Annotated in this window: 24 protein-coding genes; 16 read left to right on the top strand and 8 right to left on the bottom strand. The window is 58.3% G+C overall.

Translation table 11 applies throughout. The features are described from left to right. Position 1 precedes the first annotated feature (1 nt). From GT756_RS09075 to GT756_RS09060, 4 genes are all read left to right on the top strand, one after another. Positions 2 to 817: an ABC transporter permease gene (locus GT756_RS09075; protein ID WP_160124717.1), complete on the top strand. Its 816-nt coding sequence runs from the start codon at positions 2 to 4 to the stop codon at positions 815 to 817. Between the two features lie 26 nt (positions 818 to 843). Further along, a complete protein-coding gene (locus GT756_RS09070; RefSeq protein WP_167878459.1) occupies positions 844 to 2,265 on the top strand; it encodes an FAD-binding oxidoreductase in 1,422 nt (473 codons plus the stop codon). A gap of 273 nt (positions 2,266 to 2,538) precedes the next feature. Continuing rightward, positions 2,539 to 3,903 carry a patatin-like phospholipase family protein gene (locus GT756_RS09065; protein WP_004202968.1) on the top strand — a complete coding sequence of 455 codons (1,365 nt, stop codon included), beginning with the start codon at positions 2,539 to 2,541 and terminating at the stop codon, positions 3,901 to 3,903. A 108-nt stretch (positions 3,904 to 4,011) separates the two neighbouring features. Beyond that, positions 4,012 to 4,494: a hypothetical protein gene (locus GT756_RS09060; protein WP_004202969.1), complete on the top strand. Its 483-nt coding sequence runs from the start codon at positions 4,012 to 4,014 to the stop codon at positions 4,492 to 4,494. A 136-nt stretch (positions 4,495 to 4,630) separates the two neighbouring features. Here the strand turns inward: GT756_RS09060 and chrA are convergent, their stop codons facing one another. The 4 genes from chrA to GT756_RS09040 form a co-directional block, all read right to left on the bottom strand. After that, a complete protein-coding gene (gene chrA / locus GT756_RS09055; protein ID WP_017899566.1) occupies positions 4,631 to 5,998 on the bottom strand; it encodes a chromate efflux transporter in 1,368 nt (455 codons plus the stop codon). Continuing rightward, positions 5,967 to 6,926, bottom strand: a complete 960-nt coding sequence (locus tag GT756_RS09050; protein ID WP_160124809.1) for a chromate resistance protein ChrB domain-containing protein — start codon at positions 6,924 to 6,926, stop codon at positions 5,967 to 5,969. The genes chrA and GT756_RS09050 overlap by 32 nt, the downstream gene beginning before the upstream one ends. A 129-nt stretch (positions 6,927 to 7,055) precedes the next feature. Next, entirely contained in the window at positions 7,056 to 8,249 is a 1,194-nt protein-coding gene (locus GT756_RS09045) for an MFS transporter (RefSeq protein WP_004202975.1), read from the bottom strand. A gap of 197 nt (positions 8,250 to 8,446) precedes the next feature. Further along, a complete protein-coding gene (locus GT756_RS09040) occupies positions 8,447 to 8,683 on the bottom strand; it encodes a tautomerase family protein (RefSeq protein WP_043519905.1) in 237 nt (78 codons plus the stop codon). Positions 8,684 to 8,743: 60 nt separating this feature from the next. Here GT756_RS09040 and GT756_RS09035 point away from each other — a divergent pair, with 60 nt between their 5' ends. Both GT756_RS09035 and GT756_RS09030 read left to right on the top strand, forming a co-directional pair. Next, the gene (locus GT756_RS09035) at positions 8,744 to 9,205 is read left to right on the top strand and encodes a helix-turn-helix domain-containing protein (RefSeq protein ID WP_048295003.1); all 462 of its coding nucleotides are present in this window, start codon (positions 8,744 to 8,746) and stop codon (positions 9,203 to 9,205) included. A 236-nt stretch (positions 9,206 to 9,441) separates the two neighbouring features. Then, on the top strand, positions 9,442 to 10,659 hold the full coding sequence (locus GT756_RS09030) for an MFS transporter (protein WP_160124716.1): 1,218 nt from the start codon (positions 9,442 to 9,444) through the stop codon (positions 10,657 to 10,659). 60 nt (positions 10,660 to 10,719) lie between these two features. On the opposite strand, the gene GT756_RS09025 is transcribed toward GT756_RS09030, so the two are convergent. Next, positions 10,720 to 11,628 (bottom strand): DUF535 family protein, encoded by a 909-nt coding sequence (locus GT756_RS09025; protein ID WP_004202981.1) that lies wholly within the window; start codon positions 11,626 to 11,628, stop codon positions 10,720 to 10,722. 289 nt (positions 11,629 to 11,917) lie between these two features. Between GT756_RS09025 and GT756_RS09020 the strand changes: the two genes are divergently transcribed. Further along, positions 11,918 to 12,058, top strand: a complete 141-nt coding sequence (locus tag GT756_RS09020) for a hypothetical protein (RefSeq protein ID WP_002908189.1) — start codon at positions 11,918 to 11,920, stop codon at positions 12,056 to 12,058. Positions 12,059 to 12,101: 43 nt separating this feature from the next. On the opposite strand, the gene GT756_RS09015 is transcribed toward GT756_RS09020, so the two are convergent. Next, on the bottom strand, positions 12,102 to 12,992 hold the full coding sequence (locus GT756_RS09015) for a LysR family transcriptional regulator (protein WP_017899570.1): 891 nt from the start codon (positions 12,990 to 12,992) through the stop codon (positions 12,102 to 12,104). A 140-nt stretch (positions 12,993 to 13,132) separates the two neighbouring features. Between GT756_RS09015 and GT756_RS09010 the strand changes: the two genes are divergently transcribed. Genes GT756_RS09010 through GT756_RS08985 form a run of 6 tightly spaced genes read left to right on the top strand, consistent with a single transcriptional unit; the run spans position 13,133 to position 18,857 of the window. After that, positions 13,133 to 13,840: a CoA transferase subunit A gene (locus tag GT756_RS09010; RefSeq protein ID WP_004202983.1), complete on the top strand. Its 708-nt coding sequence runs from the start codon at positions 13,133 to 13,135 to the stop codon at positions 13,838 to 13,840. Position 13,841: 1 nt separating this feature from the next. Next, entirely contained in the window at positions 13,842 to 14,498 is a 657-nt protein-coding gene (locus GT756_RS09005) for a CoA transferase subunit B (RefSeq protein ID WP_004202984.1), read from the top strand. A gap of 9 nt (positions 14,499 to 14,507) precedes the next feature. Next, entirely contained in the window at positions 14,508 to 15,689 is a 1,182-nt protein-coding gene (locus GT756_RS09000) for an acetyl-CoA C-acetyltransferase (protein WP_043519898.1), read from the top strand. Between the two features lie 11 nt (positions 15,690 to 15,700). Further along, positions 15,701 to 16,624, top strand: a complete 924-nt coding sequence (locus GT756_RS08995) for a 3-hydroxyacyl-CoA dehydrogenase family protein (protein WP_048295006.1) — start codon at positions 15,701 to 15,703, stop codon at positions 16,622 to 16,624. 44 nt (positions 16,625 to 16,668) lie between these two features. After that, positions 16,669 to 18,063: a GntP family permease gene (locus GT756_RS08990; protein ID WP_196531944.1), complete on the top strand. Its 1,395-nt coding sequence runs from the start codon at positions 16,669 to 16,671 to the stop codon at positions 18,061 to 18,063. A 23-nt stretch (positions 18,064 to 18,086) separates the two neighbouring features. Next, on the top strand, positions 18,087 to 18,857 hold the full coding sequence (locus GT756_RS08985) for a 3-hydroxybutyrate dehydrogenase (protein WP_004202988.1): 771 nt from the start codon (positions 18,087 to 18,089) through the stop codon (positions 18,855 to 18,857). A 19-nt stretch (positions 18,858 to 18,876) separates the two neighbouring features. On the opposite strand, the gene GT756_RS08980 is transcribed toward GT756_RS08985, so the two are convergent. After that, positions 18,877 to 19,749, bottom strand: a complete 873-nt coding sequence (locus GT756_RS08980) for a LysR family transcriptional regulator (protein ID WP_004145376.1) — start codon at positions 19,747 to 19,749, stop codon at positions 18,877 to 18,879. A 106-nt stretch (positions 19,750 to 19,855) separates the two neighbouring features. Between GT756_RS08980 and budA the strand changes: the two genes are divergently transcribed. The 3 genes from budA to GT756_RS08965 are packed head-to-tail and all read left to right on the top strand — an operon-like array spanning position 19,856 to position 23,118. After that, positions 19,856 to 20,635, top strand: coding sequence for an acetolactate decarboxylase (gene budA / locus GT756_RS08975; RefSeq protein ID WP_002908205.1), 780 nt, complete (start codon positions 19,856 to 19,858; stop codon positions 20,633 to 20,635). Positions 20,636 to 20,644: 9 nt separating this feature from the next. Continuing rightward, a complete protein-coding gene (alsS, locus tag GT756_RS08970) occupies positions 20,645 to 22,324 on the top strand; it encodes an acetolactate synthase AlsS (RefSeq protein WP_004202990.1) in 1,680 nt (559 codons plus the stop codon). Between the two features lie 23 nt (positions 22,325 to 22,347). Further along, the gene (locus GT756_RS08965) at positions 22,348 to 23,118 is read left to right on the top strand and encodes a (S)-acetoin forming diacetyl reductase (RefSeq protein ID WP_004151179.1); all 771 of its coding nucleotides are present in this window, start codon (positions 22,348 to 22,350) and stop codon (positions 23,116 to 23,118) included. Between the two features lie 386 nt (positions 23,119 to 23,504). Here the strand turns inward: GT756_RS08965 and GT756_RS08960 are convergent, their stop codons facing one another. Continuing rightward, positions 23,505 to 25,007, bottom strand: coding sequence for a carbohydrate porin (locus GT756_RS08960; RefSeq protein ID WP_160124715.1), 1,503 nt, complete (start codon positions 25,005 to 25,007; stop codon positions 23,505 to 23,507). Positions 25,008 to 25,114: the final 107 nt, after the last annotated feature.

Genomic DNA, 25,114 nt, shown 5'->3' with positions numbered 1-25,114 from the left:
TATGAAAACCACAACCGCAACGCCGTGGATCCAGCATCCGCGTTTTCTCAAAATTCTCTATCCGACCCTCGTCGCGGTGGCGGTGGTGCTCCTGTGGCAGGGCGCGGTAAGCTATTTCCGCATCCCGGCCTTTCTGGTGCCGTCGCCGCTGGTGATGCTGGACAGCCTGTGGACGCATCTCACGCCGCTGCTGCTGGCGCTGCTGTTTACCCTTAAGATCACCCTGATCTCGTTTCTGCTGTCGATTGTCATCGGCGCCGCCGTGGCGTTTATCCTGGTGCAGAACCGGTTTGTGGAAACCGCCCTGTTTCCCTACATCGTGTTTTTGCAGGTGACGCCGATCGTCGCCATCGCCCCGCTGATCATCATCTGGGTGAAGGACGCCACCCTCTCGCTGGTGGTGTGCGCCACCCTGATGGCGGTCTTCCCCATCATCTCCAATACCACCCAGGGACTGCGCAGCGTCTCTCCCGGTCTGCTGAGCTATTTCCGCCTCAATCACGCCAGCCGCTGGCAAACGCTGGTGCGACTGCGTATCCCCTCGGCGCTGCCCTATTTCTTCGGCGCGCTGCGTATTTCCAGCGGGCTGTCGCTGATTGGCGCGGTGGTAGCGGAGTTTGTCGCCGGCACTGGCGGGACCAGTACCGGGCTGGCCTATCAGATCCTGCAGGCCGGCTATCAGCTGGATATCCCGCTGATGTTTGCCGCGCTGCTGCTGATCTCTCTCGCCGGGATTGCGCTGTTCGGCGTGATGTCCTGGGTCTCGCGTCGGGCGCTCAGCGCCTGGCATGAAAGCGAATCCGTGCAATCTCATTAATGTTCTGCTGACGAACAGGAAAAAGAATGATGACTGATGAACAGCGTCAACAAGCGATAGCGGCGATCCAGCAGGCACTCCCGGCGCTGGAGTGGACCCTGCAGCCGGCGAAACTCAAACGGCTTTCCCGCGATTTTCACTGGTTCAGTCCGGTGCTCACCGAGCAGCTGGCGGGAAAACAGGCGGACGCGGTGGTTCGCCCGCGCGATGAAGAGGAGCTGCGGCAACTGGTCTCCTCCTGCGCGCAGCACCAGCTGCCGCTGACCCTGCGCGGAAGCGCCACCGGCAACTACGGCCAACTGGTCCCCCTCGAAGGCGGGATGCTGGTGGATATGACCGGGCTCAACCAGATCGTCGCCCTCGGCAACGGCACGGTGAGAGCCCAGGCCGGCATTCGCCTGGCGGACATCGAAACCGCCGCCCGCCCGACGGGCTGGGAGCTGCGCTGTATGCCGTCGACCTATCGCCTGGCGAGCCTGGGCGGCCTCTACGGCGGCGGGTTCGGCGGCATCGGCTCCATCAACTATGGGCCGCTGGCGGCGCCCGGCAATGTGCTCAGCGTCAAAGTGATGACCGTCGAGCCGGTCCCTCGCGTACTGACCGTCCCGGCTCCCGAAGCGCTGCTGCTGCATCACGCCTACGGCACCAACGGCATCATTCTCGAGGTTGAGCTGGCGCTGGCTCCCGCGCACCAGTGGATAGAACGCCTGGACGTGTTTGACGATTTCGCCGATGCGCTGAACTATGCCAACGCCTGCGTCCGCTCCCCGGGACTGGTGAAGCGCCAGGTGGCGCTGCTGGCCACGCCGATCGCCGATTATTTTAGCCACCTGAACGATCGTTACCGCGCCGGCCAGCATGCGGTTATCAGCCTGATCGCCGTGGAGAGCGAAGGACTCTGCGCCAGCCTGTTACCGCGCCATCGCGGGAACAACGCCATCCGTCAGGCCAGCGACGAGGCCCGGACGCAAAACGCCTCGTTAATGGAATACTGCTGGAACCACACCACCCTGCATGCGCTCAAGGTGGACAATACGCTGACCTATCTACAGACGGCGTTTGATCCGCTGCGCTATCCGCAGCAAATTTTACAGATGGAGCAGCATTTCGCCGGGGAGGTAATGTCCCATATTGAATTTCTGCGCGATATCGAAGGCAACCTTACCGCCAGCGGTCTGCAGCTGGTGCGCTATACCACGCCCGAACGTCTCAACGCGATCATGCAGATATTTCGCGATAACGACGTCAAAATTAACAATCCCCACGTACTGCAGGTTGAGGACGGCAAACAGGGGGTTATCCGCCCTGACGTGGTGGCGGTTAAACAATCTCTCGACCCGGCAGGATTGCTTAACCCCGGCAAGCTGCGCGGCTGGGCGCTGCGCGACCAGCTGGAGCTGGACAGCAACCCGCTGGCGCGGGCCACCCGCGAAAGCCCCGCGACCTGATCGCCCCCGCTCCGCGTGCGGGCTAACGCGGAGCGGGCCCGTCTCTCTTCCCCTGCCCGCACGGCGAGTTTTTTTACGCCACTCATTCATATGAATGAGTGGCGTCTCTGTTTCCTCCGTTATACTTTTCTGTAGTTGACGAGACGGCCGTTAAAAATTGTTCACAGCATTTTCTCAATTTTCTCTTTGAGCAAAAAAGAGGTCTTCTGATAACGGCCAATAAATTCCCTTGTATGATCAACAATGATCAGATCCGTTGCTAAGGAAATTAAAATGTCATTATCCGTGAATAGCTACCTAAAAGAAGTTGAAGAAATAAAAAATAAAGCCACCGCCCTGTCCAATAAAGAATTCAGTGACACTATTGATGAAAATGGCCATCAATACGTTGATCTGGTAATGGAGGGTGGCGGCGTCCTCGGATTAGCCCTTGTAGGTTACATATATATTTTAGAGCAAGCAGGGATAAGATTCATTGGTATCGCAGGCACGTCAGCCGGTTCAATTGCCGCCTTGTTATTATCTGCCATAGATGTACCTGAGAAAGAAAAAAGCGAACGCCTAATAGATATGATCGCCAACATGCCAATAAATACATTTATTGATGGGAAAAAGGACGGAGATTATGACCCAAAGAAATTTATGGATACCGCCACAGGCTTAATGAACTCTAAAAACAAGTCAGGGTTTAAATATTTTAGTGCATTTTTAAGGTTTCTTACGACAACGGACAACTTAAAAATAATGCAAGGACTTAATAGAGGCGATGAATTTGAGTCCTGGCTTAAAAAACAGCTATCATCTTTTAATATTTATACAGTAAACGATCTTAGAAAAAGAATGGCGACGACTCCATACGGATGGAAGCTTAGAAGCACCAGCATTGATAAATCATCCCAACTTGAAGGTAAACAATCCCTTGATGAACTGGATGTAAATCATGACTATTTATGCCTGATAACAGCAGATTTAGCCACCGAATATAAAGTTGAACTTCCTGTCATGGCAGAACTATACTGGGAAAAAACGAACGATGTAAATCCCGCGGTGTTCTGCCGCTGCTCTATGTCTATCCCTTTTGTTTTTCAGCCCTACACGGTAAAAATACCTCATATGGATAATAATCTACAATTGAAATGGCAAAAATATACCGGCATTAGTTTTCAAAGCAGATTAGCGACTCGATTTCCGCCACCTATCGCTTGTTTTGTTGATGGCGGCATCATGTCAAACTTTCCGATTGATGTTTTTCACAACCCCACAAAAATTCCAGCAAGACCCACATTTGGTGTCAAACTGCAACTTGACGATCACAGTCATGAAATTAATAGCACCCTTGATATATTTGCTCAATCGTTCAACACCGCCAGACATGCCATGAATTACGATTTCATTAAAAAAAACCCTGATTACAATAAGCTAGTATCATTCATAGACACTGGAGACATTGGCTGGTTAGACTTCAGTATGTGCGATGCCAACAAACTTAAATTGTTTAGACTTGGCGCAGAAACCGCTTATCAATTTCTTATTAATTTTGATTGGCATAATTACAAAAAAATCAGGCGAGATATTACTTCCGCTTATCAGACAAGCCTTCCCCTTACAAAATTAAATAGATACTTCAAGAACAAATAAATACTTCAAAGATAAAAACAGAAAAGTTCAGCCAGATAAGGAGCGAAACTCGAAAAAATCATTCTCTGCCATCCACAATTTAACAATCTACCTGATGAGGATAAGAACATGCCTAATGGTAATGACTTAATAAACGCAGCAAGAAGTCAGCTTAATGTTAAAGAGGAACCACTTAACAGCAACTCTGGCCCGATGGTAAATACCTATCTCGACTACGTGGGTAGCCCCTCCGGCTCGCCATGGTGTATGGCTTTCGTCTACTGGTGTAGCTGTCAGGCTGGTATTCCCGGCCTGCCTAAAACCGCCAGCGTAGCGAAATTCTATCAGGAGTCATTAGCGCACGGAAAAATAATAAATATTTCCGACATTGCCGTTGGCGATATTGTTTTAAGAGTAGATTATCCCGCCCAGTCTAACGGCAAAAAGCCAGGAGATCACGCTGGGATTTACACAGGTAAAAATAAGGCAGGCATCCCGTTATATATCTCAGGTAACACCGTCTCCACAAATCCTGTAGTCACCGATGAAACTAGCTCATATGTTGATGAACATCAGATGAAGCATTTTAATTACGCAGCTCGCTTTTGGTAACGCGAAGTCTTATAGATGCTTTGAGAAATAGAGACATTGCTATTACCACACCTTCCGGCCGACGACTGTTTCAGCAGGCATCGGCCCCTTTCCCCATACCGTCCCTGCCTCCCGCCTTTTCAGCCCGAAGCCGACCTCACCCTGCGCCGGACAGTCCCGCCATATGGACGATAAGCCCCACCGCGGCGGCGGCGGCCAGTACCCAGGTCAGCTTCCACTTATAGCGAAACAGCAGCCCGGCGGCGGCGAGAGCAATGGCCGCAGACCATGGGTCGAAACCGGATGGCCCCCAGACGCTATGCCAGATAAAAAACAGCGCCAGATTCAGGATAACGCCCACCACCGCGGCGGTAATGGCGGTCAACGGCGCGGTAAATCCCACTTTATTATGCGTGGTTTCAATAAACGGCCCGCCGGCGAGAATAAAGATAAACGAGGGTAAAAAGGTAAACCATGTCACCAGGCACGCCGCCGCGATGCCCCCCAGCAGCACATCATCAACGCCCAACACCGCTTTGGTGTAGCCGCCGACAAACCCGACAAAGGTCACCACCATGATCAACGGTCCGGGGGTGGATTCCCCCAGTGCGAGGCCGTCCATCATCTGCCCTGCGCTCAGCCAGCCATAGTGTGTCACCGCCCCCTGGTAAACGTAAGGCAAGACGGCATACGCCCCGCCGAAAGTCATCAACGCGGCTTTGGTAAAGAACCAGCTCATCTGGGTCAGCGGGTGCGCCCAGCCCAGCATTAGCGCCAGGGTGGCCATCGGCACCAGCCACAGCAGTATCCCGGCGATCAGCACCCGGGCAGTGCGCCGCCAGCTGAACAGGGCGTGGGCTGGGATCGGCGTCGCGTCATCAATAATGGCGGCCCCGCCAGGCTGACTCTGCGCGCGATGGGCGTCGGCTTTGCCGAAGGTCGCCGGCGCCACCCGTCCGCCGATAAACCCGACGATCGCCGCGGTCAGGACGATCAGCGGAAAAGGTACGTTCAGCGCAAAAATAGCGACAAAGGCTGCGGCGGCAATGGCCCAGTAGGCGCCATTTTTCAGCGCCCGCGAGCCGATGCGGTGCGCCGCCTGCAGCACGATCGCCGCCACGGCGGGTTTGATGCCATAAAAAATCCCCGCCACCACCGCGACATCTCCCCAGACGAGGTAGATCCACGCCAGCGCGATGAGCAACACCAGCGAGGGCAAAATAAACAGCACCCCGGCGATGATGCCTCCCCAGGTTTTATGCATCAGCCAGCCGATATAGGTCGCCAGCTGCTGGGCCTCCGGGCCCGGCAGGACCATACAAAAGTTGAGCGCGTGCAGGAATCGCCCTTCCGAGATCCAGCGTCGGTTATCCACCAGCTCCTGGTGCATCATGGCGATCTGCCCGGCAGGTCCGCCGAAGCTGATGAAGCCGAGCTTCAGCCAGAAGCGAAATGCCTGCCAGAAGGATACGGAAGCGACGACGGAAGGGCTGTCAGTCTGCGGAAGAACCACCGTTTTGCTCATGATTACCAGACCTCATTTCACAGGACTTCAGTAAGCCGTCGAACAGCGAGCAGGCTGCCGCCAGCAGTTGGTCATCGTCCGTAATGGTTTCCCGCAGCCCTGCAAGAATGCTTTCCACCCCCGCCGCCTCCGGGGTGGATACCCCACCGACGTCCAGGAAGTGGATCAGCCGGCCCAGAGCGTCGGGGATCGCGGCCTCCAGAGCAAAGCGCCGGACCAGAACTTCGAAGGTCACCCGCATGCCGACGTGGCTGAACAGCGCCCCGTCAAAATCAAAACCGACCGCCGTCGCCGGACAATCCTCAGGCGCGGCCATCCACAGGAACCGCGCCTCAGGGTCGATAAAGCGCTGAATTAGCCAGGCGCTGGCCAGACGATCGACCCACGGGCGTCGGCGGGTGGCCCACAAATGGCCGCGAAAGGCCTCTCTATCCAGAAGGCTCAGTTCGCCCGCAACCGCCTGCGGCTCGTCCGGCGATAGCCGCTGATTAATCGCCTGCTCGAGGGTGGCCAGTCGCTCAGCGGCCTGCTCCCGGGCGGCCCCCGGGAAAAAATCGATAGCCGCGATCCGCTGGTAGTCACGCTGAATTTTACGCAGCTGTTTGAGCTGAGCCGCCAGTCCGTCGGCGGATAACGTCTCCTGCAGCGCCAGCAGATCCTGCAACAGCGCATCATACTGTTCGCGACGATCGAATAGCGGCCTGAGCGCCTCCTCTTCCGTCGACTCAATCGTAAACACATACCCGGCCCCGCCCTCCGCGCGGATCGCCTGGCAGGTGCTGAGGAAAATGTCATAGCCCTGACGCATGTCGGGCAGCAGATAGACCCCGTCGCGCAGGACCGCCGCCCCGCTCTGCTTCAGGGTTCGCCAGACACGCATGCGCAGCGTGGCTTGAGACGTCGTCAGGTTAAGGATCAAGAGATGCATTGTCATGATGTAGAGATTACTACAGCATGTAGCGTGTGTGACGTTTATTCGCGCGCAGGTTAAGATGAATTTCAGCAATGCATAGCTAAAAAGCACAAAACGAGGGCCCGCGCAGCGGCAGGCCAGGCGCTAAGCGCGGGGCGGCGATAACGGGCGCAGCAGCAGGGTGAACAGCGCCAGCCCCACCGGCGCCAGGGATCCCCACAGCACCGCGTTCCAGCCGAAGGCGTTGAGCAGAACGCCGGACGAAAACGAACCCACGATCATCACGCCGAAGACCAGAAAATCGTTGAGCGACTGAACCTGGGTCTTCTCTTCCGGGCGGTGGAAATCGATGATTTTCGCCGAGGCGCCGGTGAAGCCAAAGTTCCAGCCGATGCCGAGCAAAATCAGCGACAGCCAGTAATGATACACCCCGACGCCGCTGAGACCGACCGCCACCGAGGCGCCGGTGATCAGCAATCCCGCCGCCGCCATGCGCGCTGCGCCGAAGCGCTGGATCAGCCGGCCGGTGACAAATCCCGGACCGTACATCGCCATCACATGCCACTGGATCCCGAGGTTGGCGGCCTGCTGGGAAAGGCCGTGCATATGCATGGAGAGCGGCGCGGCGGTCATCAGAAAATTCATTACCATATAGGCCACCGCGCCGCTGAACACCGTGGTGGCAAAGCCCGGCTGGCGGACAATCTCGCGCAGCGGCCGCCCTCCGCGAACGCTGGCCGCCGCGGGCTCTGCTGGCGTCACGCCTGCCAGCAGAATGGCGGCGAGCGCCGCCACCAGCGCCTGAGCGAGGAAGGTGAAGGCGAAGGTATGAGTCGGCCAGAGGTGCATGGTGCCGGTGACCAGCATCGGGCCAATGATCCCGGCGGCCACGCCGCCGCCCATCACCAGCGACAGCGCGCGGGCGCGACGTTCCGGAGCGACGCCGTCGGTGGCGGCAAAGCGAAAACTGAGCGCCACCGCGGCATAGGCGCCGCCAAGCATCGCGGCGAAACAAAACAGCAGAAAAGAGCCCAGCACCACCGCCAGAGCGGCCGCCAGACCGGTAACCACCCCGGCGCCGGTACCGGCCATAAACGCGGCTTTGCGGCCCCGCTTGCGCGCCAGCGCGCCGAAAGGCAGAATCGAGGCCGCCATCCCCAGCACAAACAGGGTGATCGGCAGCGTGGCCAGCGACGGGCTGGGGGCGATGGTATTGCCGACGATAGCGCCAGTGGCGTAGAACACCACCGAGTTGGCACCGGCCAGCGCCTGAGCGACGGCCAGGCGGATGATATTGTTGTTCTGCGCCGCCAGCGGCAGCATCTGTTCGCTAGACATCCGTTGTTTTCACCAGTTTGAGAGTGGCGCCAGGCGGGTCGTCTGGCATCGCGCCCTGTTTGTTGGGTTCCCTGACCGTTACCTTAGCCGCAAAATACGCTTTTGCACCATAGCGAATAGCAATATTACCCGGCGACCTGGCCCTCTTCTGCGCCAGATCGCCGGGCCGGGCTTCGCAGCCCGCTTTTTTCAGGAAATCAGTCGCGCCGCGCCGCGGCGAATTTAGCCGCAATCATCGCGGCCGTCGGCTGGACGCCCCCCAGGCTCCACTGCTCCGGGTCATGTTCATCAATGCGGATCCACACCGACTGGCGGAACTGCGGATCGCCCTGCCCCTCAATCTCCACCAGCAGATCGGTCATCCGCCGCAGCAGCTCACTTTTCTGTTCCGCGGTTATGATCCCTTTAATGGTTTGCACGTTAACAAATGGCACGCTATGCTCCTTAGCATCTAAGTCTAAATTTCAAACTCAGAGTAGAAGGCCAATCTCACGATGTCAAAAAATAAATCATTGCCCTACCTCGATCCTGAGCTGTGCGGCCTGGCGGAAGGAGCCAAAATACTGGGCGACCGCTGGGTGCTGCTGATCCTCCGCGAGGCGTTTTACGGCGTGACGCGCTTTGAAACGATGCAGGCGCATACCCATATCACCCGCCAGACGCTCACCACCCGGTTGAAAACCATGACCGAAATGGGCTTGCTTCGCAAAGTCCCCTATCGGGAAGCGGGGGCTCGCGAGCGCTATGAATATGTTCTCACCGAAAAAAGCCGTAGCCTGGCGCTGGTGCTGTTCGCCCTGATGGAATGGGGCCACCAGCAGGTGCTGCACAGCGCGCCGCATATTGCGCTGGTGGACAGCGCCAGCGGCGAGGCCGTCCATCCCGGGTTCGTCACCGCCAGCGGCAGCGTGGCGAATCCCGCCGCGCTGCAGATGGTTAAGGCAGACGAACGCTGAGAGCGGCGCGGTTGCCCTGATACAGAACTTTCGTAGGCCTCTGGCGGAAGCCGCGACGAGCAGGTATGTTGCATTGCCACGTTACCCGACGACTGGGTGACATTTTGGTTTCATCGAACGGTGCGATAAAGAATGAGGCTCTCTGCCGGGTCCGATCCCGGCTATTATTCGTGGCGCACGCCATGACCGCCCTGGTCCGCCGCTGATCCGCGGATCGTTCATGCTAAAGGAAGAAAATGTCGCTTCGTTCACTGCGGGCTTTATGTTTGACCAGCTTCTTTATCGCCGACGTTCGCGACGGCCTCGGCCCGTTTCTGGGGATCTTTCTCACCCAGCGTCACTGGCAGGCGGAGGACATCGGCCTGTTGATGACCGTCGGCGGCGTGGCCGGCCTGCTGGCGACCCTGCCCGCGGGCTTCATCACCGACACCTCGCGGCATAAGCGCGTGCTGCTGGCCGGGGTCTGCCTGGCGATCACCCTGACCACCCTCCTGCTCTGGTTCAGTCAGAAGACCAGCGTGGTGGCTCTTTCACAGGTTGCCAGCGGGATCTGCGCGGCCTTTGTCGGACCGTTAATCGCCGGGATCACCCTTGGGCTGACCCGACAGCGCGGCTTTAGCGCTCAGATGGGAAAAAACGAAGCCTTCAACCATGCGGGGAATTTCTTCACCGCGCTGATTGCCGGGGCCATCGCCTGGTACTGGGGCATCGGCGGCATTTTCATCCTGATGGCCTGTACCACCCTGTTTACCCTGATCGCCCTGCTGGCAATCCGCAGCAGCGATATTGACGATGACGCCGCCCGCGGCCTCGAGTCGGCCGTCACGCCCGCTGTGCCTGGGTTTGCCATCCTGTTCCGCCATACGCCGCTGCTGATCGCCGGCGTGACCCTGATGCTGTTCCATCTCGCCAACGCCGCGCTGTTGCCGATGCTCAGCATGCGGATCGCCGCCGCGCCGGGACACCTCAATCCGGGGCTGTTTGCCGCCGCCACGGTGATTATTTCGCAGGTGGTAATGATCCCGGTGGCCATCCGGGTCGCCGGCAGCATCGACAAATATGGTTACTGGCGATGCATTCTGCTGGCGCTGCTGATCATGCCCATCCGCGCGTCGCTGGCGGCCGCCAGCGACGCCCCGGCGATGATGGTCCCGGTGCAAATTCTTGATGGTCTGGCGGCAGGGATTTTGGGGGTGGCGGTGCCCAGCTTTATCGTCTCGCTGCTGCGCGGCAGCGGGCACGTTAACGCCGGACAAAGCGTGGTGATGCTAATGCAGGGCGCCGGGGCGGCGATGAGTCCGGCGTTAACCGGCGCTATCGCCGGGCGCTACTCTTTTGCTACCGCCTTCGGCGTGCTGAGCGTTATCGCGCTGGTCGCGCTGATAGTGTGGTGGCGCAGCGCCCCGCTGCTCACCAACTCGGTGTCGCCGCCGATCGGCGAGAGCGGCCAGTAAAGAAAGGATATCGTCAGGCGGACAACAGCCCCCTGCTGCCTGCCTGACGTGGGAAAGGCGTTAATTCATCTGCGGATTCAAGGTTATTTGCCGCAGAGCGTTCGCCATTTCGAGCTGAATCAGCTCTTTGACACCTTCGCGCTTAATAAACTGGCTGCGGTGTTTACTTTTTACCTCTTCAAGACTTTTTTTGATCTCCTGCGCCGGCAGTTTATACCAGCCGCGAGCCTGTTTCTCTCCGCCCATTTCCAGCCACAGCGATGAATAACTGGCTTTCACCAGATCGCTTTTCACGTGGTAATCGGAATCAATCGCGTAGACCGTAGTGATGCCGAAATAACGCAGGAAACCATACAGCACGCTCATGATGATATTTTTCGGCCGCGCGCCATGCAGCTCTTTGGTCAGCACCTTCACCTCATCATTGGTGATATCTTTCCCGCCCTGTATTCCGCCGATATAAGCGCGGCCATCGTCGGTACAGGAAAAACAGACGCTATAAACGCGCCGGTCGCCGAGAAACAGCTGCAGCATCAGCTCACCCTCCTCCTGAAACGGCGATGCCAGCAGCTTAACGTCAAGCTTTTCGCCATTTTTCAGAGGAATAGCAAACATCGTCCGGCCAAAATCCGCCACGTTATAGAGCTGCGGCAGCACATCGGGCTGAAACGTTTTCTCGATAAAATTCAGCGAACCGTGGGCAATATCCAGCTTGCGCCGTTTTGACATCCGTTTATTAAGATAGGCCTTAAAGGGTTTATCCTCGAAAGGCACCAGTCCCTGGGTCACGGCGGTCAATCGTGCGCACTGATATTTGGCGCAAAGTCCTTGATATTCTCTGTATTTACCTCCTGCGAGCGAGAGCTCTCTGCATTTTCGTAAGAATTTTTTATAGCTTATTTTGACCTGACCGATCACTTTATTATGTTTACGCCATTCTTTGATGGCGCCTGTAACAGTATGTTCCATTGATTAAGATCCATAGATTCATCCATAATCGCGGCCATATTAACATAAAAGCCATTCGTCAATGCTTAATTACACCTTCGTTGTCCTTTCATTTAATATTTAGGCAGGAAATTATTCTGGTGGAGATATTTAAAGCTAACGCCATCCTGTCAACGGTTATTTATGGTGGGTTTTATCTGCTGCCGGCGGACTTAACGCTCTGTGCGTTCGGCGCGAAGAGCGGTTACCTCCGCAGGCGGTTATGCCCTATACTTGACGCTGATTCAAAACCAGCAACGATAGGTAACTTATGGAAATTGATCTCGACAACCTGGTCTTCAGCGGCCTGGATGAAGCGGAAGAGCGCAACGCGGAGCGTCTGGAAGAAGCGGACAAAAAAGCCCAGGCGATCGTTGCCGATGACGATTGCGGCGACGCCTGCAAAATCTGATTATCAAACCGGCCTGCGGGCCGGTTTTTTTCCCCACGCCCCCTCAGGTGGGTAAATACCCTTTCAACGTATCCAGCAGCGCCTGCGCCGCCTTCGACAGCGGCAGATGTCCGGCATGGATCGCCCCAACGCACTTTTCAATCGGCGGATCGCTGAGCGGAATGCACACTGCCCCCAGCGAGGTCATCTGCGTTTTGCATAGCGCCGGCACCGCGCTGCCTCCCAGACCGCTGGCTACCATCCTCCCCACCGTCACCAGTTGGTGGCTCTCCAGCGCCACGTCCAGCTGACGCCCGCTGCGCGCCAGCGCCTCCTCCAGCATCAGGCGCACCGCCGAGGGACGCTGGAGGGTGATAAAGTCGAGAGTTAACAGCTCCTGCCAGGTGAGCTTTTTTTTCTTCGCCAGCGGCGATTGCCGGGGAACGATCGCCACGAAGCGGTCCACCGCCAGCGGGGTAAACAGCAGGTTGTGGTTGGGCGATGGCTCGAAAGCGATGCCCATCTCTACCCGCCCCTCACGCACCATCTCGATTACCTGCTCATTGATCACATCATGCACCGTGACGTTCACCCCGGCATAGCGGTCGCGGAAGGCTTTCAGCGCCTCCGGCAGAACGTTGGCGGCGAACGACGGCATCGCGGCGACCGAGATTTTGCCGCGCTGCAGGGTAAAGCTCTGGCGCATCGCCTCCTCAACGTTATCCCAGTCGGCCAGCAGTTGACGGGCCATCGGCAGAAAGAGTTCCCCCTCCTGGGTGAGGGTCACTTTGCGGGTGCTGCGCTGCAGCAGCGCGCCCCCCAGCGCCTCCTCCAACCCTTTGATGGTCAGGCTGAGCGCTGGCTGCGACAGATTCAGCCTTTCGCTGGCGTGGGCGAAATTGAGAGTGTGAGCTACCGCTAAAAACGCGCGTAACTGTTTGACACTCATTCTCATTTTTCATCCTGTTAACTAATTGAAAGAAATTAGTTAACAGGAAATTAATTAAATTTCCAAATGAGTGAGTCACAAATTCAAAATTATCAAATCAGTCGCCCGCGCCAATGATAAGGGTATCGCAAGGCAGGAGAGACAAGATGGCAGGACTGGATAAACGCGTCGCCAGCTACGAAGCGGCGCTGGAAGGGTTAACGGACGGCATGACGCTGCTCGCCGGCGGCTTCGGCCTGTGCGGTATACCCGAGAATTTGATCGCCGAGGTGAAGCGTCGCCAGGTGAAGGGGCTGACGGTGGTTTCCAACAACTGCGGCGTCGATGGCTTCGGTCTCGGCATGCTGTTGGAGTCGCGCCAGGTCAGCAAGGTAGTGGCCTCTTACGTCGGGGAAAACGCGCTGTTTGAACAGCTGGTGCTGAGCGGCGAGCTGGCGGTAGAGCTCACCCCGCAGGGAACGCTGGCGGAAAAAATCCGCGCCGGCGGCGCCGGGATCCCCGGCTTTTACACCGCCACCGGCTATGGCACGCCGGTCGCCGAAGGCAAAGAGGTGCGCCAGTTCGACGGTAAAAATTACATTCTTGAACAAGCTATTCGCGGCGATTTCGCCCTCGTGAAGGGCTGGAAGGCTGACTGGTACGGCAATGTGGTTTATCGCCATACCGCACAGAATTTCAACCCGCTGATGGCCACCGCCGGGCGCATTACGGTGGTGGAGGTGGAAGAGATTGTGCCGCCGGGCGAACTGCCGCCCTCCGCCATTCACACCCCGGGGATCTATGTCGACCGGCTGATCGTCGGGCAATTCGAAAAACGCATTGAACAGCGCACCCTGCGCGCCGGAGGGCACTGAGATGTTAACCCGCGAACAAATGGCGATGCGCGTCGCCCAGGAGCTGCGCGACGGCGACTACGTCAACCTCGGGATCGGTATCCCGACGCTGGTGGCCAATTACATTCCCGCCGGCATTGAAGTGATGCTCCAGTCGGAGAACGGCCTGCTGGGGATGGGCGAGTTTCCCGATGAGCAAACTCTCGACGCCGACATGATCAACGCCGGCAAACAGACCGTCACCGCGCAAACCGGGGCGGCGATCTTCGATTCGGCCCAGTCGTTCGCCATGATCCGCGGCGGCCACGTCGATCTTACGGTTCTTGGCGCCTTTGAGGTCGACGTCGCAGGGAATATCGCCTCGTGGATGATCCCCGGAAAAATGGTCAAGGGGATGGGCGGCGCCATGGACCTGGTGGCCGGCGCGCAGAACATCATCGTGGTGATGACCCACGCCTCAAAGAACGGCGAATCCAAACTGCTGCCGCAGTGCACCCTGCCGCTCACCGGCGTGGGCTGCATTCGCCGGGTGCTCACCGACCTGGCCCTGCTGGACATTGTCGACGGCGCGTTTGTCCTGCGCGAAGTGGCCCCGGGGGTCAGCCCCGACGAAGTGATGCGTAAAACGGCGGGACGGCTGATCGTCGCCGACGACGTGCGCGAAATGCGCTTCAGCTAAGGAGAGACCATGACCGATATTGCCATAGTTGCTGCCGTACGCACCCCGGTCGGCAGCTTTCGCGGCGCCTTCGCCCCGCTTTCCGCCGTCGACCTCGGCGCAGCGGTGGTGCGCAGCCTGCTTGAACGCTGCCAGCTGCCCGCCGCAGCGGTCGATGAACTGATTTTCGGCCAGGTGCTCACCGCCGGCTGCGGGCAGAACCCGGCGCGCCAGACCGCGCTGCGGGCCGGCCTGCCGGTGGACACTCCAGCGGTCACCGTCAATCTGGTGTGCGGCTCAGGGCTGAAAGCGGTTCAGCAGGCGGTGCAGGCGATCCGCTGCGGCGACGCCGAGATCGTTATCGCCGGCGGCCAGGAGAGCATGAGCAATGCTCCCTATCTGATGAATGGCGCCCGCGACGGCCTGCGTTTCGGCCATGCCAGCCTGCAGGACAGCATGATCCAGGACGGCCTGTGGGACGCTTTTAACGACTACCACATGGGCATTACCGCCGAGAACCTTGCCGACGCCTTCGACATCAGCCGCGAGCGCCAGGACGCCTTCGCCGCCAGCTCCCAGCGCAAAGCGGCGGCCGCTATCGCCGCCGGACGCTTTCGCGAGGAGATCGTCCCGGTCAGCGTCCCGCAGGGCAAAAAGCCGCCGCGTGTCGTGACCGACGATGAGCAACCGCGCCCGGAGACCAGCGAGCAGCAGCTGGCCAAGCTGCGCCCGGCGTTTCGCCCGGCTGACGGCAGCGTCACCGCCGGGAATGCCTCATCGCTGAACGACGGCGCTGCGGCGGTCCTGCTGATGAGCGTCGATAAAGCGCACGAGCTTGGGCTGCCGGTGCTGGCGCGCATTGTCAGCGCGGCGGTCGCCGGGGTCGACCCGTCGGTGATGGGCATCGGCCCGGTGAGCGCCTGCCGCCAGGCGCTGCAGCGCGCCGGCTGGACGCTGGACGAGGTGGATCTGATCGAAGCCAACGAGGCCTTTGCCGTGCAGGCGCTGGCCGTCGGCCAGCTGCTCGAATGGGACAGCGAGAAGGTCAACGTTAACGGCGGCGCCATCGCCCTGGGCCATCCCATCGGCGCCTCCGGCTGCCGGATCCTCGTCAGTCTGGTGCATGAGATGCAGCGCCGGGGCGCCAGCAAAGGGCTGGCCACCCTGTGCGTCGGCGGCGGACAGGGCATCGCCATGACCCTTCAACGTTAACAGGAGCCACCATGTTTACACCACGCCTGGCGGTACTCGGCGCCGGACTGATGGGCGTCGGCATTGCCTGCCATTTCGCCCGTCACGGTCACGCCGTCCGCCTGTATGACACCGATCCGCAACGTCTCGCCGAGATACCCACAGTAGCCGAGGCGATCCTGCGCGAGCTGGAGGCGAGCGGTCAGCAGGCTCCCGCCGACCGCGACGCCGTGCTGAGCCGTTTAACCCCTACCCCGGCGCTGCAAGCGCTGGCGGACGCCACGCTGCTGATTGAAGCGATCCCCGAACGGCTGGGGCTGAAGCACGCCCTGTATGCCGAACTGGAAACGCTGATCGCCGACGAGGCGATTATCGCCAGCAACACCAGCGGCCTGCCGCCGGATCAACTGGCGCAGGGCATGCGCCTCCCGGAACGGCTACTGATCGCCCATTTCTGGCATCCGCCGCACCTGATCCCGCTGGTGGAAGTGGTGCCCGGGAGCGCCACCCTGCCTCATCTGGCGCGCCAGGTGAGCGACTTTTGCGCCGCCTGCGCGCTGGAAGCGGTGGTGCTCAACCGCGCCGCGCCGGGCTTTGTCGGCAACCGGCTGCAGTTCGCCCTGCTGCGCGAAGCGCTGCATATCGTCCACAGCGGCATCGCGTCCCCGGAGGTGGTGGACCAGGTGATGCGCGCCTCGCTGGGGCGCCGCTATGCGATGGTCGGCCCGCTGGAGGCAGCGGACATGACCGGCCTGGCGACGGTCCAGGATATCTGCCAGCACTTGCTGCCGGAGCTGGCCAGCGGCACCGAGATGATGTCGCTGGTGGCGGAGAAAGTAGCGCGAGGCGACACCGGCGCCCGCAGCGGGCAAGGCTTTTACCGCTGGGACGAGGCCCGGCGCCAGCGCATCCAGTCGCGCCGGGAACACCAGCTGCGCTTCGCCCTGAAACCCTAGTATCTCGTTCTGTACCCCTACAATAACAATGAGAGTGAGACGTCGTGATGAGTGTGATAATAGCCCTGGCCGCGCTGGCATTACTGATGCTGGCAGCCTACCGTGGATACAGCGTGATCCTCTTTGCGCCGATCGCCGCCCTCGGCGCGGTGCTGCTCACCGACCCGGGCGCGGTCGGCCCGGCCTTTACCGGCCTGTTTATGGAAAAAATGGTCGGCTTTGTGAAGCTCTATTTCCCGGTGTTTCTGCTGGGCGCGGTATTCGGCAAGCTGATTGAGCTGTCGGGATTCTCGCGGTCGATTGTCGCCGCCGCCATCCGCATCCTTGGACGCCGCCATGCGATCCCGGTGATCGTGCTGGTGTGCGCCCTGCTGACCTACGGCGGGGTATCGCTGTTTGTGGTGGCCTTTGCCGTCTACCCTTTCGCCGCCGAGCTGTTTCGCCAGAGCGGGATCCCCAAACGGCTGATCCCAGCCACCGTCGCCCTCGGGGCCTTCTCGTTTACCATGGACGCCCTGCCCGGCACGCCGCAGATCCAGAATATTATTCCCACCAGCTTCTTCGGCACCAACGCCTGGGCGGCCCCGTGGCTGGGGCTTATCGGCTCGCTGTTCATTATCCTCTTCGGTTTGCTGTGGCTGGAGCGCCAGCGCCGCAAAGCGCAGGCCAGCGGCGAAGGCTATGGGACCGACCTGCAAAATGAGCCGGAGACCCCGGATGACATCAACCTGCCGCATCCGCTGATCGCTATCGCCCCGCTGCTGCTGGTGGGGGTGCTGAATCTGCTGTTTACCCACTGGATCCCGCAGTGGTACGGCGCCAGCCATGAGCTCACCCTCCCGGGTCTGGCGAAGCCTGTGGTCACCGAGGTGGGGAAAATCACCGCCATCTGGGCGGTACAGGCGGCGCTGCTCTCCGGCATTGTGCTGGTACTGGTCTGCGGCTACCGCAATATTCGCGGCCGGCTGGCAGAAGGAAGCCGGACGGCGGTGGGCGGGGCTATTCTCGCGGCGATGAACACCGCCTCTGAGTATGGCTTCGGCGCGGTTATCGCCGCCCTGCCGGGTTTCCTGGTGCTGTCGAAAGCCCTCGCGGCTATTCCCAATCCGCTGTTAAACGAGGCGATCAGCGTCACGGTGCTGGCCGGGATCACCGGCTCGGCCTCCGGGGGAATGAGCATTGCCCTGGCGGCGATGTCCGAGACCTTTGTCGCCGCCGCCCACGCCGCCAATATTCCGCTTGAGGTCCTGCACCGCGTCGCCGCCATGGCCAGCGGCGGCATGGATACCCTGCCGCATAACGGGGCGGTGATCACCCTGCTGGCGATCACCGGCCTGAGCCATCGCCAGGCCTACGGCGGCATTTTCGCCATCACGGTGATCAAAAGCCTCGCGGTACTGTTTGTCATTGCCACGTTCTATGTGACCGGCATTGTCTGAGACCCGACTGAAGGAGAAATATGATGAATTTAAACGGTAAAACAGCGCTGGTCACCGGCTCCACCAGCGGCATCGGCTTAGGGATCGCCAAAGTGCTGGCGCAGGCAGGCGCCCAGCTGGTGCTCAATGGCTTCGGCGACAGCAGCCACGCCCGGGCTGAAGTCGCCGCGCTGGGCAAGATCCCCGGCTATCACGACGCCGACCTGCGCGACGTCGGGCAGATCGAGGCGATGATGCGCTATGCCGAAAGCACCTTCGGCGGCGTCGATATCGTGATCAATAACGCCGGCATCCAGCACGTGGCCCCGGTGGAGCAGTTCCCGGTGGACAAATGGAACGACATCATCGCGATCAATCTCTCCAGCGTCTTCCACACCACTCGCCTGGCGCTGCCGGGCATGCGCCAGCGCAACTGGGGGCGCATCATCAACATTGCTTCAGTGCATGGCCTGGTGGCGTCGAAAGAGAAATCGGCCTATGTCGCCGCCAAGCACGCGGTGGTCGGCCTGACCAAAACCGTGGCCCTGGAAACCGCGCGCAGCGGCATCACCTGCAACGCCATCTGCCCCGGCTGGGTGCTGACTCCGCTGGTGCAGCAGCAGATCGATAAGCGCATCGCCGAGGGGGTCGACCCGGAGCAGGCCAGCGCCCAGCTGCTGGCGGAAAAGCAGCCCTCCGGGGAGTTTGTCACCCCGCAACAGCTGGGCGAAATGGCGCTGTTTCTGTGCAGCGACGCCGCCGCCCAGGTGCGCGGCGCGGCGTGGAACATGGACGGCGGCTGGGTGGCGCAGTAAGCCGCAGGCGTCGCGAAGATCAGAACATCGCCAGAAAGCGTTTCACCGTGCGCGAGCGCTCGAAGCGCCGCCAGGCGATGGCGATATCGGTCTTCAGCGGCGCCCCGCTGAGCGGGTGATAGCTGACGTTCGGCTGCTGGATGCAGGTCATTGACTGCGGGACCAGCGCGAAGCCGAACCCGGCATTGACCATGCTCAGCGACGACGAAATCTGCGACGACTGCCAGGCGCGCTCCATATCGATGCCGGCGCGCAGGCAGCTGTTGTACACCAGCTCATACAGCCCCGGAGCCACTTCCCGCGGGAAGAGGATCGGCGCCACGTCGCGCAGCTGCTCCAGGGCCAGGGTCGGCTGCGTCGCCAGCGGGTTATCGCGCGGCAGCGCGATAACCATCGGCTCCTCATCGATAATCCGCAGATTAAAGGCCTTACTGCTCTCGCACGGCAGACGGACGAAGGCAATATCCAGCTCGGCCTCGCTCAGGGCGGTCATCAGATTGGCCATGTTGTCTTCCATCTGGTGCAGGGTCACCCCGGGGTGGTCGAGCTGAAAACGGTGCAGCAGCGTGAAGATTTGCGGGTGGAAAGCATCAGAACTGGTAATGCCTAGCGACAGGCTGCCGTTCATCCCGCGGGCAATGCCCTTGGCCTTCTCCAGCGCCGCATCGCTCATGGCGAGGATCTGACGGGCATCCTCATAGAACGACTCACCGGCCTCGGTGAGCTCCACCCCGCGGGTCAAACGCCGAAACAGCGGGGTCCCCACCTCGCGCTCAAGCCGCTGAATTTGCTGACTTAACGGAGGCTGTGAAATACCCAGTTCCTTGGCGGCCTGGGTGAAGTGCCGCGTCCTGGCGACGGCGACAAAATAGCGAAGATAACGAAGTTCCATATCGAAAACGTCTCAAACCAGCATGGTTTCTATATTGGAACTGTGAGCTGAATCGGGTCAACATTTATTTAACCTTTCTTATATTTGTTGAACGAGGAAGTGGTATATGAATCATTCTGCTGAATGCACCTGCGAAGAGAGTCTATGCGAAACCCTGCGGGCGTTTTCCGCGCAGCATCCCGAGAGCGTGCTCTATCAGACATCGCTTATGAGCGCCCTGCTGAGCGGGGTTTACGAAGGGAGCACCACCATCGCCGACCTGCTGAAGCACGGCGATTTCGGTCTCGGCACCTTTAATGAGCTGGACGGGGAGCTGATCGCCTTCAGCAGTCAGGTCTATCAGCTGCGGGCCGACGGCAGCGCACGCAAAGCGCAGCCGGAGCAGAAAACGCCGTTCGCGGTGATGACCTGGTTCCAGCCGCAGTACCGGAAAACTTTCGACCACCCGGTGAGCCGCCAGCAGCTGCACGAGGTGATCGACCAGCAAATTCCCTCTGACAACCTGTTCTGCGCCCTGCGCATCGATGGCCATTTCCGCCATGCCCATACCCGCACCGTACCGCGCCAGACGCCGCCGTACCGGGCGATGACCGACGTCCTCGACGATCAGCCGGTGTTCCGCTTTAACCAGCGCGAAGGGGTACTGGTCGGCTTCCGTACCCCGCAGCATATGCAGGGGATCAACGTCGCCGGGTATCACGAGCACTTTATTACCGATGACCGCAAAGGCGGCGGTCACCTGCTGGATTACCAGCTCGACCACGGAGTGTTGACCTTCGGCGAAATTCACAAGCTGATGATCGACCTGCCCGCCGACAGCGCGTTCCTGCAGGCCAATCTGCATCCCGATAATCTCGATGCCGCCATCCGTTCCGTAGAAAGTTAAGGGGGTCACATGGACAAACAGTATCCGGTACGCCAGTGGGCGCACGGCGCCGATCTCGTCGTCAGCCAGCTGGAAGCCCAGGGGGTACGTCAGGTGTTCGGCATCCCTGGCGCCAAAATCGACAAGGTATTCGACTCACTGCTGGATTCCTCCATTCGCATTATTCCGGTACGCCACGAAGCCAACGCCGCGTTTATGGCCGCCGCCGTCGGGCGCATTACCGGTAAAGCCGGCGTGGCGCTGGTCACCTCCGGCCCGGGCTGCTCCAACCTGATCACCGGTATGGCCACCGCCAACAGCGAAGGCGACCCGGTGGTGGCCCTGGGCGGCGCGGTGAAACGCGCCGATAAAGCCAAACAGGTCCACCAGAGTATGGATACGGTGGCGATGTTCAGCCCGGTGACGAAATACGCCGTCGAGGTGACCGCGCCGGACGCGCTGGCGGAAGTGGTCTCCAACGCCTTCCGCGCCGCCGAGCAGGGCCGCCCGGGCAGCGCGTTCGTCAGCCTGCCGCAGGATGTGGTCGATGGCCCGGTCAGCGGCAAAGTACTGCCGGCCAGCGGGGCCCCGCAGATGGGCGCCGCGCCGGATGCCGCCATCGACCAGGTGGCGAAGCTTATCGCTCAGGCGAAAAACCCGATCTTCCTGCTCGGCCTGATGGCCAGCCAGCCGGAGAACAGCGCGGCGCTGCGCCGTTTGCTGGAGGCCAGCCATATTCCGGTCACCAGCACCTATCAGGCCGCCGGGGCGGTGAATCAGGATAACTTCTCTCGCTTCGCCGGCCGGGTCGGGCTGTTTAACAACCAGGCCGGGGACCGTCTGCTGCAGCTCGCCGACCTGGTGATCTGCATCGGCTACAGCCCGGTGGAATATGAACCGGCGATGTGGAACAGCGGCAACGCGACGCTGGTGCATATCGACGTCCTGCCCGCCTATGAAGAGCGCAACTACACCCCGGACGTCGAGCTGGTGGGCGATATCGCCGGCACCCTCAACAAGCTGGCGCAAAATATCGATCGCCGGCTGGTGCTCTCCCCGCAGGCGGCGGAGATCCTCCGCGACCGCCAGCACCAGCGCGAACTGCTGGACCGCCGCGGCGCGCAGCTGAATCAGTTTGCTCTGCATCCGCTGCGCATCGTTCGCGCCATGCAGGATATCGTCAACAGCGACGTCACGCTGACCGTGGACATGGGCAGCTTCCATATCTGGATTGCCCGCTACCTGTACAGCTTCCGCGCCCGTCAGGTGATGATCTCCAACGGCCAGCAGACCATGGGCGTCGCCCTGCCCTGGGCCATCGGCGCCTGGCTGGTCAATCCTGAGCGCAAAGTGGTCTCCGTCTCCGGCGACGGCGGCTTCCTGCAGTCGAGCATGGAGCTGGAGACCGCCGTCCGCCTGAAAGCCAACGTGCTGCACCTGATCTGGGTCGATAACGGCTACAACATGGTGGCCATCCAGGAAGAGAAAAAATATCAGCGCCTGTCCGGCGTCGAGTTCGGGCCGATGGATTTTAAAGCCTATGCCGAGTCCTTCGGCGCCAAAGGGTTTGCCGTGGAAAGCGCCGAGGCGCTGGAGCCGACCCTGCGCGCGGCGATGGACGTCGACGGCCCGGCGGTGGTGGCCATTCCGGTGGATTATCGTGATAACCCGCTGCTGATGGGCCAGCTGCATCTGAGTCAGATTCTGTAAGTCATCACAATAAGGAAAGGAAAATGAAAAAAGTCGCACTTGTTACCGGCGCCGGCCAGGGGATTGGTAAAGCTATCGCCCTTCGTCTGGTGAAGGATGGATTTGCCGTGGCCATTGCCGATTATAACGACGCCACCGCCAAAGCGGTCGCCTCCGAAATCAACCAGGCCGGCGGCCGCGCCATGGCGGTGAAAGTGGATGTCTCCGACCGCGATCAGGTGTTCGCCGCCGTCGAACAGGCGCGCAAAACGCTGGGCGGCTTCGACGTCATCGTCAACAACGCCGGCGTGGCGCCGTCCACGCCGATCGAGTCCATTACCCCGGAAATTGTCGATAAAGTCTACAACATCAACGTCAAAGGGGTGATCTGGGGCATTCAGGCGGCGGTCGAAGCCTTTAAGAAAGAGGGGCACGGCGGGAAAATCATCAACGCCTGCTCCCAGGCCGGCCACGTCGGCAACCCGGAGCTGGCGGTGTATAGCTCCAGTAAATTCGCGGTGCGCGGCTTAACCCAGACCGCCGCTCGCGACCTCGCGCCGCTGGGCATCACGGTCAACGGCTACTGCCCGGGGATTGTCAAAACGCCGATGTGGGCCGAAATTGACCGCCAGGTGTCAGAAGCCGCCGGTAAACCGCTGGGCTACGGTACCGCCGAGTTCGCCAAACGCATCACCCTCGGTAGGCTATCCGAGCCGGAAGATGTCGCCGCCTGCGTCTCCTATCTTGCCAGCCCGGATTCTGATTATATGACCGGTCAGTCATTGCTGATCGACGGCGGGATGGTGTTTAACTAATAAATAATAAGCTCTGACATGGCTTGCCCCTGCTTGTACGCAGGGGCTTTTTTTGGTTTGGGTGTAAGTGTAAGCATCCTGGCGAAACGAAGCATCAATATTTGCGGGCTTCTGGCGTTATTAGTTACGCTTCTGGCACGACGTGGGCAATTCAGTTGAAAATATACTTCGCTGGCTCAGGCTCCAGCACTGCGGTCCGGAAGAAGTTCATGTGGTGATGGAGGCCACCGGTGTTTACCACGAACGGCTGGCTACTGAGTTACATGATGCCGGTTACCTTCTGTTAAGAGACTGGCCTCCATTCAATTATCGGATGTATTGGATGGCCAGTGAATTTTTACAGTGAATAATCATTGTTATAAAAATGTGAAAAATATATAGGCCGTTCATCTCCACCACAATTCTGCCTGAACGCCAAAGCTTAACTGACGGCTTTTATCGTCATTGAAACTGAAATTAGTAATTTCGTTATGAATTGCATCCATATAGGTGGTATAGAAGCGAATTTCCGGGCGTGATTTTAACATGCTATTTGCAACTTTAAGTGCATGATAAACTGTTGCTTTATAGCCTGATTCTCGAAGAGTTCCGTCGATATTAGTATTTCTTTGATTAAAATAAGCCAACTCTATTCCTGTTTGATTATACTGATCCCAAATCCAGGCTGGCCGAACCACTGCACGCAAAAATTCCGAGTCAGAGTGTGGATGTTTATCTTCAATGGTATGAATATTTTTAGCCATCCCAGCAACTACTGTGCTGGCCATTATTATATTGGGGGATAAATAATTTTCCCCTTGTGTGATAAAGCGCCATGTATAGCCACTGGCACTGCCTGGTATATACAAATAGCCCGGTTCTGAGTCATTTATTTTAGCCATGCTACTAGCAATCGAATTATTACCAAGTTGAAACCCAAATTCATTGAAACCACCATCATCATGTTGTGTGGTTAAAGTGATAGTTCCCATTGCAGCATCTTTAAATTCGATATCATTCTGGCTATCTGTTTTATTTGCCATATGATATTTACCATCTATTTCCAATGTCTTATTATGAGATACAGGTATTTTATTATAACGAAAATCAATGAAATTCGTGTTGACTGTTTCATCAGCAGCATCCTTATCCTGACGTTGTAATGCAATATCCAAACTACCAACAGGCAATGTGATATTTTCTAAGCCTACACCGCCTGCGGTTACTGCATTATGATATTTCCAGTCAAGCATCTGGAGTTCTCGTTTAGCAATTTTATGCTTACCAACCCACAATATTGCATCAGGAATTGGTGGTATAAAACCCGTGGTTTTTAGATACATATCTGAAAATTGTAGATAACTGCCCTTCTCAGAGGGTGTATCGAACCATCCACTGGAATTTGACTGGCTAACATTACCGTCCAGAGTAACGATTGCTTCAGCCTCTCTAGTTTGATCTTTAAACACTCGCTGTGTAAAGGTGAGATCAAACCACCCCGTGTTTTCATTACCATATCGTCCAAGACTACCAATGGCATAGTCTTTCGGACCACCATTGGTTGTTGTTGCCATTCCTGCACGAAAATAACCGGAATAATTAAACCCTATTTCCTTCTTAATCTTTAACGCAAGATCGTGGAATTCACTATCCGACATATTATTAAATGTACCTGCCTCATTCGTCGAGGCGGATAATGGTTCACCTGTCGTTATTTTATTCGCAATTAATTTTTTGTTGTCATTCTCTTTGAATTTTAACTTATCGTCGTTCGATAACTCTTCCTTTAACTTCCGAACAATTGCATCAATATCCTCCGTCGAAAGAGTCGGTGCAGAAATAGCATAAGCATTAACTAGTAGAAGTGCAGAAATACATATAAGTTTTGTAAGGCTGTTCTTGATTGCCATCAATTAGTACCCTTGTGATTTTGATTTTATTGTTGTTTGCCAAGCGTTAACAATAAGTATTTATGAACACTATCATCTGTTAAATAAAAGATAAACAGCATCCCCCC

Origin of the sequence: Klebsiella sp. Q2, assembly GCF_009900705.1 — a bacterium.
Taxonomy (GTDB): Bacteria; Pseudomonadota; Gammaproteobacteria; order Enterobacterales; family Enterobacteriaceae; genus Klebsiella; species Klebsiella quasipneumoniae.
The sequence above is the reverse complement of the archived record's forward strand: the minus strand, read 5'-3'. Positions and strand labels throughout refer to the sequence as shown.